This is a genomic window from Bacillus sp. LR_5 (assembly GCF_042709275.1).
This window is the reverse complement of sequence record NZ_JAVAXX010000219.1, coordinates 1-11,217: the sequence shown is the minus strand read 5'-3', so window position 1 is coordinate 11,217 and position 11,217 is coordinate 1. Positions and strand designations below refer to the sequence as shown.

Below are 11,217 nucleotides of genomic sequence, written 5' to 3'. Positions count from 1 at the left end.
CTCGGAACGATAGCCAAAAACAAAGATTTAAGTCAATTTATATTGTGAAAAATTTAATATGAGGAATGTTTAGGAGGATTATTTATCATGGCTTTATTACAAAAAACAAGAATTATTAACTCCATGCTGCAAGCTGCGGCAGGGAAACCGGTAAACTTCAAGGAAATGGCGGAGACGCTGCGGGATGTAATTGATTCCAATATTTTCGTTGTAAGCCGCAGAGGGAAACTCCTTGGGTATTCTATTAACCAGCAAATTGAAAATGATCGTATGAAAAAAATGCTTGAGGATCGTCAATTCCCTGAAGAATATACGAAAAATCTGTTTAATGTCCCTGAAACATCTTCTAACTTGGATATTAATAGTGAATATACTGCTTTCCCTGTTGAGAACAGAGATCTGTTCCAAGCTGGTTTAACAACAATTGTGCCGATCATCGGAGGCGGGGAAAGATTAGGAACACTTATTCTTTCGCGTTTACAAGATCAATTCAATGACGATGACTTAATTCTAGCTGAATACGGCGCAACAGTTGTCGGAATGGAAATCCTAAGAGAAAAAGCAGAAGAAATTGAAGAGGAAGCAAGAAGCAAAGCTGTCGTACAAATGGCTATCAGCTCGCTTTCTTACAGTGAGCTTGAAGCAATTGAGCACATTTTTGAGGAGCTTGACGGAAACGAAGGTCTTCTTGTTGCAAGTAAAATTGCTGACCGTGTCGGCATTACCCGTTCTGTTATTGTGAACGCACTCAGAAAGCTGGAGAGCGCCGGTGTTATCGAGTCTAGATCATTAGGAATGAAAGGTACTTATATCAAGGTACTAAACAACAAATTCCTAATTGAATTAGAAAATCTAAAATCTCATTAATCACAAAAAGAACCCTTTTTGAGGGTTCTTTTTTTATTTCTAATAAAGGAAATCAATAAGCTTTATTTCCTGGGTTTAAAGTCTTTCTATGTAATACTTTTAATAAATTTTGCATTTTTCTTCAAAAAGTTTCAAAAATGCCGAAAAGAAAGGAGAAAAAACAGAAATTCTGCTATTTTCAGGCTTATATCAAGGCGAGAAATGTAGTTCTAACAATCTAGGACTTTATACCTAGTTGCAAAATAGATAATTGTGAGGACATTTTTTTACACGAACTTCATAGACTTTATGCCTGTTATTTCTTACAATAAGCATATAGTTTTACAATTCTCGACAAGGATATTGAGGGTGAAAAAAACTGAAATGGAGGTAAGTGGATTTGAGCTTATTTTCTGGAACGATACAAAATCTTGAAAATGCCTTGAGCAGAGCGGATATTAAGCAAAAAGTCATAACTAATAATATCGCCAATATAGATACACCGAACTATAAGGCGAAAAAAGTCTCTTTCCAAAATTTATTAGATCAAGAATCCTCGCGTCTTGAAGCGATAAAAACAGACTATCGTCATGTTGATTTTTCTGATACTGATTCGAATTATTCAATTGTTGCGAGCGGAGATACATCGTATCAGCAAAACGGAAACAATGTTGATGTTGACAAAGAGATGACAGAATTGGCGCAAAATCAAATCAACTATCAAGCTTTGGTTGAAAGAATGAACGGTAAATTTAATTCGCTGAAGACCGTATTAACAGGAGGAAAATGATGACAGCTTTTCATAGCTTAAATGTTTCAGCATCGGCTTTAACAGCTCAGCGAGTCAGAATGGACGTTGTATCATCTAACTTAGCAAATATGGATACGACAAGAGCTAAGCAGGTGAATGGAGAGTGGGTGCCTTACAGAAGAAAAATGGTTTCCCTTCAGTCAAAAGGTGAATCGTTCTCTTCCATTCTCAATTCTCAAATGAGCGGAAGCGGGAATGCTGGAAACGGTGTGAAGGTTTCAAAAATTACGGAGGATGATTCGGATTTTAATCTTGTCTATGATCCGACAGACCCTGATGCAAACGCTGAAGGATATGTACAAAAGCCTAATGTTGATCCATTAAAGGAAATGGTTGATCTTGTCAGCAGCACCAGATCATACGAGGCGAATGTCACGGCGATGAATGCCACAAAGGGAATGCTGATGAAGGCGTTAGAAATCGGAAAGTAGGTGAATGAATGTGATTAATGCAATTTCTCCTTTTCAGGTTCAAAATACTCAAAACACTCAAAATGCAACAAATCAAGTAAACAATAGCCAAAAAACAGATTCTTCAAATCAAACAAGCTTTTCGGAGCTTTTAAAAAACTCTATTAGTTCGTTAAATGAGTCCCAAGTAGCTTCTGACAACATGACTAATGCCTTGGCTGCAGGAAAAGATGTAAATCTTGATGAGGTCATGATCGCTGCTCAAAAAGCCAGCATCTCTCTAACTGCAGCAACAGAGTTCCGCAATAAAGCTGTGGAAGCTTATCAGGAGATTATGAGAATGCAAATGTAGGGGGTCTGACGATTTAGAGAAAGAGTGGAATGACCGGGGGTTAACATGAATCGTACTCTAATGCAAATGAAAAACAAAACGAGTGAGTTTTGGAAAAATAGATCTAAATTACAAAAGATTTTAATGGTTAGTGCTTTAGCGGCAATTATTATTATTGGAATTATTATTAGTGTTTTTGCTTCAAATTCTAAAATGGCGCCGCTGTACAAAGATTTGTCTGCCGAAGAAGCAGGACAAATCAAAGAAGAATTGGATGCAAAAAAAGTGCCAAACGAACTTTCGAATGGCGGTACAGTGATTAGTGTTCCGGAGGATCAGGTTGATTCTTTGAAAGTGCAGATGGCTGCAGAAGGACTTCCTAAAACGGGATCAATTGATTATTCGTTTTTTGGACAGAATGCCGGCTTTGGTTTGACAGACAATGAGTTTGATATGGTGAAAGTGAAAGCTACACAGACAGAACTGTCAAACTTGATCAATGAAATGGACGGTATTAAAAATTCAAAAGTAATGATTAATCTCCCGAAAGACGCTGTGTTTGTCGGTGAAGAGCAATCTGCAGCATCTGCATCAATCGTTTTGCAGATTCAACCGGGTTATACACTTGATCAAAGCCAAATCAACGGATTATATCATCTGGTATCTAAAAGCGTGCCAAACCTAAAAGAAGATAACATCGTCATCATGGACCAAAATTCTACATACTACGACAAATCAGACAGCGATGCAGGGTCCTACGCGGATAGTTATTCTTCTCAGCAAGGAATTAAGTCTCAAGTTGAAAAAGACATTCAAAAACATGTACAGTCACTGCTGGGTACGATGATGGGCCAAGATAAAGTCGTTGTCTCCGTTACAGCAGACATTGATTTCACAAAAGAAAATCGGACAGAAGACATTGTCGAACCTGTGGATAAAGAAAACATGGAAGGCATTGCAGTCAGCGCTGAAAAGGTATCTGAAACATATCAGGGCGACGGTGCAGCCAACGGCGGAACTGCCGGAACCGGCGAGGAAGATGTTACAAATTATAAGGCTGACGGTGAAAATACCGAAAGCGGGAACTACGAAAAAAACAGCAACAAAATCAATTACGAGGTTAACCGAATTCATAAAGAAATCGCTGAAAGTCCTTATAAGGTCAGAGATTTAGGGATTCAAGTAATGGTAGAGCCGCCTGATGCCAAAAACACAGCGTCGCTATCAACTGAAAGACAGGATGATATACAAAAAATCCTTTCAACTGTAGTCAGAACATCTTTGGATAAAGATGAAACGCAAAATCAGAATTTATCTGATGCTGATATCAATAATAAGATTGTTGTTTCCGTTCAGCCATTCGACGGAAAAGTCAATTTGGATACAAATACGGAAGAATCCTCAGGTATCCCGCTGTGGGCATATATTGTAGGCGGTGTTTTAATCGCAGCGATCATTGTTCTGATCATTATGCTTATCAGAAAGAAACGGGCGCAAGAGGATGAATTTGAGGAATATGAGTATGAGGTTCCTCAAGAACCAATCAATTTGCCTGATATCAACGAAGAGGAAAATGAAACAGCGGAATCAGTCAGACGAAAACAGCTTGAAAAGATGGCGAAAGACAAGCCGGAAGATTTTGCAAAACTGCTGAGAAGCTGGCTGGCCGAGGATTAGGAGGAATTAGAAATGGCGAGACGTGATCAAGATAAGCTTACAGGAAAACAAAAAGCAGCCATTCTCATGATTTCCTTGGGGTTAGATGTGTCAGCTTCTGTCTATAAGCACTTAACCGATGAAGAAATTGAAAGGCTTACTCTGGAAATATCAGGTGTTCGAAGCGTCGATCATCAAAAAAAGGATGAAATCATAGAAGAATTTCATAATATAGCCATTGCACAAGATTATATTTCTCAAGGCGGTTTAAGCTATGCAAGACAAGTTCTGGAAAAGGCGCTTGGAGAGGATAAGGCAGAGAACATTCTAAACAGGCTGACTTCTTCTTTGCAGGTTAAACCATTTGATTTTGCCAGAAAAGCGGAGCCTGAACAAATTTTGAATTTTATCCAACAAGAGCATCCGCAGACGATGGCGTTAATCTTGTCTTATTTAGATCCTGTGCAGGCCGGGCAGATTTTATCCGAGCTGAATCCTGAAGTACAGGCTGAGGTTGCGAGAAGAATCGCGGTCATGGATAGAACGTCTCCAGAAATAATTAATGAGGTAGAACGGATTCTGGAACAAAAATTATCTTCTGCATTTACTCAGGATTATACACAAACAGGCGGAATTGAAGCTGTTGTGGAAGTGTTAAACGGGGTAGACAGAGGGACAGAGAAGACGATCTTGGATTCATTGGAAATTCAGGATCCCGATCTTGCTGAAGAGATTAAAAAGCGGATGTTTGTCTTCGAAGATATTGTCACACTTGATAACCGTGCCATTCAGAGAGTCATTCGCGATGTTGAGAACGACGATTTGCTCCTTTCATTAAAGGTTGCAAGCGAGGAAGTCAAAGAAATTGTATTCAACAATATGTCACAGCGTATGGTTGAAACCTTCAAAGAAGAAATGGAATTTATGGGCCCTGTACGCTTGAAAGATGTAGAAGAAGCTCAATCGAGAATTGTAAGCATCGTCAGAAAGCTTGAAGAAGCCGGTGAAATTGTGATAGCAAGAGGCGGAGGGGATGATATTATTGTCTAATATCATTAAACAAGAATCATCTATTTCTCCACAAAAGGAAAAAAGAAAACTTTCTATACAAGAGGTGCGTATTGATCATTCTCACCTTTTGCAGGCTGAAGAGAACCCGGAGGCGCTTATGGCCCGAGTGAAAGAGGAAGCTGACCGGATTTCTGAGCAGGCAAACAGTCATATAGAAAATATTCGCCGTCAAATTGAACAGGAGAAAAACGATTGGGCGGCTGAAAAACAGAAGCTTATTGAAGAAGCAAAAGCCGAGGGCTTTGAACAAGGAGTAGCGCTGGGCAAAGCTGAGGCAATGAAACAGTATGCCGAACTGATCGGCCAAGCAAACAGTATAACTGAAATGTCCAGAAAAGCTGTTGAGGACAAGCTTGAAGACGCTAATGAAGAAATCGTTGAGCTTGCCGTTGCCCTAGCAAAAAAAGTTTGGCAGCAAAAGTCTGATGATAAAGAGGCTTTCCTCCTGCTTGTACAACAGGTTATAAACGAAGTGAAGGAATATGACGATATATCAATTTATGTTGATCCATATTACTATGAGACAATCTTTCAGCAAAAAGATGAAATCCAGCAGCTTCTTTATAAAGAATGCCGGCTTGGCATATATGCTGATGAAAAAGCTCAAAAAGGAACCTGTTATATTGAAACTCCTTTTGGCAGGGTAGATGCGAGTGTTGACACACAATTGATGCAATTGAAAGATAAACTTCTGACAGCGCTGGAAGCAGGTGCAGCTGAATGAAGACACAGAGTCTGATAGATTGTATAGAAATGACAGACTCGTATAAACGGTACGGAAAAGTCAAGCGGGTAATCGGCCTGATGATTGAATCAAAAGGGCCAGCAAGCTCAATTGGCGACGTGTGCCTGATTTATGCAAAAGGACAATCTGGGAAAGTCATTAAAGCTGAGGTAGTCGGCTTCCAGGAAGAAAATATTTTGCTTATGCCTTATTTAGAGGCTGCGAGCATTGCACCTGGCAGCATTGTAGAAGCTACTGGGGAATCACTTCGGGTTAAAGTTGGAACCGGACTGATTGGACAAGTCATCGATGCTTTTGGAGAACCGCTTGACGGAAAACTTCTGCCTAAAGGGCTTTCGCCTGTATCAACGGAGCAATCACCGCCCAACCCGATGAAACGGCCGCCTATCCGTGAAAAGATGGGTGTTGGAGTCAGATCAATTGACAGCTTGCTGACAGTCGGTAAAGGCCAGCGGATTGGAATTTTTGCAGGAAGCGGTGTCGGAAAAAGTACCTTAATGGGGATGATCGCCAAACAGACAGAGGCTGACTTAAACGTCATTGCACTTGTCGGAGAACGCGGACGAGAGGTTCGGGAGTTTATTGAAAAAGATCTGGGGAAAGAGGGGCTGAAACGATCGATTGTAGTCGTTGCCACCTCAGACCAGCCAGCATTAATGAGATTGAAAGCGGCATATACAGCGACTGCAATAGCCGAGTATTTCCGAGATAAAGGCCAAAATGTCATGTTTATGATGGATTCTGTTACAAGGGTGGCAATGGCGCAGCGAGAGATTGGACTGGCTGCAGGAGAGCCTCCGACGACAAAAGGTTATACACCTTCAGTGTTCGCTATTTTACCTCGTTTACTAGAACGAACAGGTGCAAACGAGCATGGAACCATTACGGCATTTTATACAGTGTTGGTAGACGGGGATGACATGAATGAGCCGATTGCCGATACTGTACGCGGAATTTTAGACGGACATATTGTGTTGGACAGGGCGCTTGCCAATAAAGGCCAGTTTCCTGCAGTTAACGTACTAAAAAGCATCAGCAGGGTGATGTCAAACATTTCAACAAAACAGCATCTGGATGCGGCAAATAAATTCCGTGAACTTTTATCGACATATCAAAATTCGGAAGATCTCATTAATATCGGAGCTTACAAAAGAGGATCATCCAGAGAAATTGATGAAGCGATACAATTTTATCCGCAGCTTATTCAATTTTTAAAGCAGGGAACAGACGAACCGGCTTTATTGGAAGAAAGCATTGCTGTATTAACTAGTTTGACAGGAAATGAGGAATAAACGTGGCTTATCAATTTAGATTCCAAAAGCTGCTGGAACTAAAAGAAAATGAAAAAGACCAATCCTTATCCGAGTATCAGCAATCAGTTTCTGAATTTGAAAACGTTGCTGAAAAATTATATGAGAATATGAGCAAAAAGGAATTGCTGGAACAAAATAAGGAAAAGAAATTAAAAAGCGGCATGAGTGTACAAGAAATGAGGCACTACCAACAATTTGTCTCAAATCTTGATAATACGATCTATCACTATCAAAAGCTTGTCATTATGAAAAGAAATCAAATGAATCAAAAACAAGAAATTTTGACAGAGAAAAACATTGAAGTGAAAAAGTTTGAAAAAATGCGTGAAAAACAGTTTAAAATGTTTGCTCTTGAAGATAAAGCTGCAGAAATGAAAGAAATGGACGATATTTCGATTAAGCAGTTTATGATTCAAGGCCATTAGGAGCGAATGTAATGTCCGGCAAAAAGAAAGAATCAGGTAAGTTCCGTTCGGTTTTGCTTATCATTATCCTCCCGCTGATGTTTCTATTAATCGCAGGGGGGATTGTTCTTTGGGCTGCTGGTATCAATGTCATAAAGCCGATACAGGATGCTGCGGCAAAAACGCCGGTTCTTAAAGAATTGGTCCCTGAAACCGAAAATAAAAAAGGCGCAGCATCAAGTAAGGATAGCAGTAATACGGCAGCTCTGGAAAAGACCATTAAGGATCAAAAAAGTGAAATCAGTATATTGAATAAAGATTTAGAAACAAGTAAATCAGAAATCGATAGGCTCAATCAAAAGATCCGTTCACTTGAAAAGACGGCTGAGGATCAAAAAAAGTCATCAGAAGATCATACTGAAGGATCAGCAGACTCGAAAGCTTCTTCTGAAAATGACAAAGTGATCAGTGTGTACAAAAGCATGGACAGCGGAAAGGCTGCTAAAATTATTGCCCAATTAAAGGAGCAAGAAGCACTGAAAATATTGAATGGCCTAAGCAAAAAGCAGCTTGCTGACATATTGGCGAAAATGACTCCTGAGCAAGCAGCAACCTATACAGAAAAAATTGCTGCCAGCCAAGAATAGGGGGAATGAAAGGTGAAGCTGCTTGAATTAGCCGGACCTTTGCTGCAAACCACAACGGGTTCTGCCGCTAAAAACATGAAAAGTAGCCAGGGAGTTTTTCAAAACTGGCTTATGTCTGAGGCTGGATTGAAGGAACTTTCAGAACAAGGAAAGGGTACTCCTAATTCCGAAGATCAGCTTTTAGCAGATGCGCTTAAAAAGATCGGTGAATGGCTAAATGCAAGTCCTGAAGATCAAGACAAACAAAATGCGGATCTTTTGCAAACATTAAGCAAACTGACAGGGAAGCAATTGGATGCGAATGCTCTGCAAATGTTGCAAAATCTTTTGCAAGCAGTTGAATCAAAAATGTCAGGCGGGACGGATCAATTGCTCACAGAAACGGAGAAAATCTTTTCAGAAGCTAAAACGGCTCTGAGTGCCAATGATTCTGCTTCTGACATTAATGGAGCACTGAAGTCTGATACAGAGCAATCAAATCAGGAAAATGAAGTATCCGAGCCTGCTAAAGAGCTTATCTATATCCAGATGTTCATTAGCCAGCTCGTAGAAGGGAATAAGCTGACTGATCGCGGGAATGGCAATGAAGCTCATGCCATTTACCAAAATGGAGATCAATTCCTTTCTGCATTAGAAAAGAAGGGTGTATCTCAACAAATAATTCAGGATCTTAAACAGCAAATATTCACTAAAGCTGAGTCAAGTTCAAAACTTTACTCGATGACAGCGTCAGAGCTGAAAAGTTTTCAAAGCTTAATGGATCAAATGTCTATGCTTCCTCAAAAAGGGACCAAAGAATGGAGTTTAGCTGAAAGCCAGCTGAAAGCCTTCTTGTTATCGAAATCATCCGAATCATCACAAGACTTTGGGAAGCGTGTTCTCACACCGCTCTCGCAGAGTTCATCCAGCAAAAATGCATCGGATGTTTCTGGAAGTATTCAGCCTGTAGATAGTAAATCAGGACTCCAAATGCTGTTTTCGGGGTATCGGGGCATAGGAGGAGTTCAAACACTTGATCTGCAGCAGATGTCATCTGATATACCAAATGCCGAAACAAAAACGGTGGCTGATCAAGTGATTAATGCGTGGAAGCAGATGAAATATACGCCTTTCGGCAGATCGACGGGAAGTTTCACTATTCGGCTGAACCCTGAACATTTAGGATTTGTCACAATCAAGCTGACAAATGAAAATGGAATGTTTCAGAGTAAAATCATAGCATCTAGCCAATCAGCAAAAGAATTGCTTGAACAGCATCTTCCTCAGCTGAAGCAATCATTGCCGAATATGGCCGTCCAAATTGACCGTTTTACTCTTCCCGTCCAAAGCGGGGATCAGCCGATATACGGCCAGCTTGCTGATGAACAGAAACAGCAGCAAGAGGGGCAGAGACAGCAAAGACAGAAAAAGCAATCAAATGATTTTGGCGATCTGCTCGATGAAGTGTCGATGGTTGAAATGGAGGAAGAAGAATGACTTCTATAAGTTCAGAATATAAACTGCCTGAAAAAACGAACACTGTGTCGACGAACAACAGCAGCTTGGGGAAAGACGAGTTTTTAAAAATATTAATGACTCAAGTTCAAAACCAAGATCCGCTTAACCCGGTTGACGATAAAGAATTTATCAGCCAGATGGCGACTTTTTCAAGCTTGGAGCAAATGATGAATCTGAATACGACAATGACTCAATTCGTTGAAAACCAAGATCCGTTTACAACGTATGTTGATTGGATGGGAAAAGAAGTATCTTGGACTGATGGTAAAAGTGCAACAGATAAAACAGGCACAGTAAGCTCTGTTAAACATTTTAAAGGAAATTATTATCTCGTTCTTGATGATGGGACCGAGATCAGTCCTGCGAATGTCATGTCTGTGGGACAATCATCTAAATAAAAACATCTGGGGGAATATATTATGTTACGTTCACTTTATTCTGGAATCAGCGGTATGAAAAACTTTCAAACAAAGCTTGATGTTATCGGCAATAACATTGCCAACGTAAATACAGTGGGATTCAAAAAGAGTCGGGTTACCTTTAAAGATATGGTGAGTCAAACCATTGCCGGCGGTTCTGCTGCTGGTGCAACAATCGGCGGAACAAACTCTAAGCAAATCGGTTTAGGTTCATCATCTGGCACAATTGATACAATTCATTCAACAAGCGCGACACAAAGCACAGGAAGAACACTTGATTTAGCAATCGATGGCGATGGCTATTTTCGAATTGATACAGGCGCCGGAACAGCTTATACAAGAGCTGGAAACTTCTATTTAGATAACACCGGAACATTGGTTACAGGTGATGGCTACCATGTACTAAATATGAATGGCGGAACAATTAAAATTCCTACTGATGCACAAAGTTTCACTATCGGTTCTGATGGCAAGGTATCGATCGTTGATGCCGGTGGTCAATCACAAGACGGCGGACAAATCGGGATTGTGACTTTTGCCAACAGTGACGGCTTAGATAAAATCGGGAGCAACTTATACCGTGAATCTTTAAACTCTGGTACGGCCAGTGCAGCGAACCAGCCCGGTGATGGCGGAACAGGTTCCCTTAAAGTAGGATTTCTCGAAATGTCTAACGTCGATTTAACTGACGAATTTACTGAAATGATCGTAGCCCAGCGCGGATTCCAATCAAACTCAAAAATTATTACAACATCTGATGAAATCCTTCAAGAACTGGTTAACCTTAAACGTTAAGGAGGGAGGGGAGGCGAGTAATCGCTTCTCCGCTGTTTTATGATTAAAGTAACCCGTTTGAACGGGCAGCCCTTTACACTGAATGCGCTATTTATTGAACAGATTGAATGTTTTCCGGATACTACAATTACTCTGTCAAATGGTAAGAAGTTTGTAGTAAAAGAAGATGAAGAAGCTGTTCTGGAAAAGATCGCAGCTTTCTACCGAAAAATACAAATATTTGCAATGGATCAAGGAATAGAGGAACCGGAATGAAGAAAAAGTTAATGATC

The 11,217-nt window shown here is 40.3% G+C and carries 14 protein-coding genes; all 14 read left to right on the top strand.

Going from position 1 to position 11,217, the window contains the following annotated elements; genetic code table 11:
* Positions 1-87: 87 nt before the first annotated feature.
* The 14 genes from codY (at position 88) to swrD (ending at position 11,200) form a co-directional block, all read left to right on the top strand.
* Positions 88-867: a GTP-sensing pleiotropic transcriptional regulator CodY gene (codY, locus tag RAC86_RS28495; RefSeq protein WP_003220850.1), complete on the top strand. Its 780-nt coding sequence runs from the start codon at positions 88-90 to the stop codon at positions 865-867.
* 379 nt (positions 868-1,246) lie between these two features.
* Positions 1,247-1,636, top strand: coding sequence for a flagellar basal body rod protein FlgB (gene flgB / locus RAC86_RS28490; protein ID WP_003245656.1), 390 nt, complete (start codon positions 1,247-1,249; stop codon positions 1,634-1,636).
* A complete protein-coding gene (gene flgC / locus RAC86_RS28485; protein WP_003245521.1) occupies positions 1,636-2,088 on the top strand; it encodes a flagellar basal body rod protein FlgC in 453 nt (150 codons plus the stop codon). The genes flgB and flgC overlap by 1 nt, the downstream gene beginning before the upstream one ends.
* A 10-nt stretch (positions 2,089-2,098) precedes the next feature.
* The gene (fliE, locus tag RAC86_RS28480) at positions 2,099-2,419 is read left to right on the top strand and encodes a flagellar hook-basal body complex protein FliE (protein WP_003238544.1); all 321 of its coding nucleotides are present in this window, start codon (positions 2,099-2,101) and stop codon (positions 2,417-2,419) included.
* A 45-nt stretch (positions 2,420-2,464) separates the two neighbouring features.
* Positions 2,465-4,075, top strand: a complete 1,611-nt coding sequence (fliF, locus tag RAC86_RS28475; RefSeq protein ID WP_010886506.1) for a flagellar basal-body MS-ring/collar protein FliF — start codon at positions 2,465-2,467, stop codon at positions 4,073-4,075.
* A gap of 12 nt (positions 4,076-4,087) precedes the next feature.
* The gene (gene fliG, locus RAC86_RS28470) at positions 4,088-5,104 is read left to right on the top strand and encodes a flagellar motor switch protein FliG (protein ID WP_003231981.1); all 1,017 of its coding nucleotides are present in this window, start codon (positions 4,088-4,090) and stop codon (positions 5,102-5,104) included.
* Positions 5,097-5,849 carry a flagellar assembly protein FliH gene (gene fliH, locus RAC86_RS28465; protein ID WP_003244804.1) on the top strand — a complete coding sequence of 251 codons (753 nt, stop codon included), beginning with the start codon at positions 5,097-5,099 and terminating at the stop codon, positions 5,847-5,849. The genes fliG and fliH overlap by 8 nt, the downstream gene beginning before the upstream one ends.
* The gene (fliI, locus tag RAC86_RS28460) at positions 5,846-7,162 is read left to right on the top strand and encodes a flagellar protein export ATPase FliI (RefSeq protein ID WP_014479783.1); all 1,317 of its coding nucleotides are present in this window, start codon (positions 5,846-5,848) and stop codon (positions 7,160-7,162) included. Before fliH ends, fliI begins: the two co-directional genes overlap by 4 nt.
* A gap of 2 nt (positions 7,163-7,164) precedes the next feature.
* Entirely contained in the window at positions 7,165-7,608 is a 444-nt protein-coding gene (gene fliJ / locus RAC86_RS28455; protein WP_003231977.1) for a flagellar export protein FliJ, read from the top strand.
* 11 nt (positions 7,609-7,619) lie between these two features.
* Positions 7,620-8,234, top strand: coding sequence for a MotE family protein (locus tag RAC86_RS28450; RefSeq protein WP_014479784.1), 615 nt, complete (start codon positions 7,620-7,622; stop codon positions 8,232-8,234).
* Between the two features lie 12 nt (positions 8,235-8,246).
* Positions 8,247-9,710: a flagellar hook-length control protein FliK gene (locus RAC86_RS28445; protein WP_377886274.1), complete on the top strand. Its 1,464-nt coding sequence runs from the start codon at positions 8,247-8,249 to the stop codon at positions 9,708-9,710.
* Positions 9,707-10,129, top strand: coding sequence for a flagellar hook assembly protein FlgD (gene flgD, locus RAC86_RS28440; protein WP_014479786.1), 423 nt, complete (start codon positions 9,707-9,709; stop codon positions 10,127-10,129). Before RAC86_RS28445 ends, flgD begins: the two co-directional genes overlap by 4 nt.
* 21 nt (positions 10,130-10,150) lie before the next feature.
* Positions 10,151-10,945: a flagellar basal body rod protein FlgG gene (gene flgG, locus RAC86_RS28435; protein WP_014476809.1), complete on the top strand. Its 795-nt coding sequence runs from the start codon at positions 10,151-10,153 to the stop codon at positions 10,943-10,945.
* Positions 10,946-10,984: 39 nt separating this feature from the next.
* Entirely contained in the window at positions 10,985-11,200 is a 216-nt protein-coding gene (gene swrD, locus RAC86_RS28430; RefSeq protein WP_003231966.1) for a swarming motility protein SwrD, read from the top strand.
* Positions 11,201-11,217 lie beyond the last annotated feature (17 nt).

Excerpts from the sequence above, each read along its gene's own strand:
- flgC (WP_003245521.1), top strand. The coding sequence starts at position 1,636 with ATGACAGCTTTTCATAGCTTAAATGTTTCAGCATCGGCTTTAACAGCT.
- swrD (WP_003231966.1), top strand. The coding sequence starts at position 10,985 with ATGATTAAAGTAACCCGTTTGAACGGGCAGCCCTTTACACTGAATGCG.
- RAC86_RS28450 (WP_014479784.1), top strand. The coding sequence starts at position 7,620 with ATGTCCGGCAAAAAGAAAGAATCAGGTAAGTTCCGTTCGGTTTTGCTT.
- flgG (WP_014476809.1), top strand. The coding sequence starts at position 10,151 with ATGTTACGTTCACTTTATTCTGGAATCAGCGGTATGAAAAACTTTCAA.
- fliI (WP_014479783.1), top strand. The coding sequence starts at position 5,846 with ATGAAGACACAGAGTCTGATAGATTGTATAGAAATGACAGACTCGTAT.
- codY (WP_003220850.1), top strand. The coding sequence starts at position 88 with ATGGCTTTATTACAAAAAACAAGAATTATTAACTCCATGCTGCAAGCT.
- fliG (WP_003231981.1), top strand. The coding sequence starts at position 4,088 with ATGGCGAGACGTGATCAAGATAAGCTTACAGGAAAACAAAAAGCAGCC.
- flgD (WP_014479786.1), top strand. The coding sequence starts at position 9,707 with ATGACTTCTATAAGTTCAGAATATAAACTGCCTGAAAAAACGAACACT.
- fliF (WP_010886506.1), top strand. The coding sequence starts at position 2,465 with ATGAATCGTACTCTAATGCAAATGAAAAACAAAACGAGTGAGTTTTGG.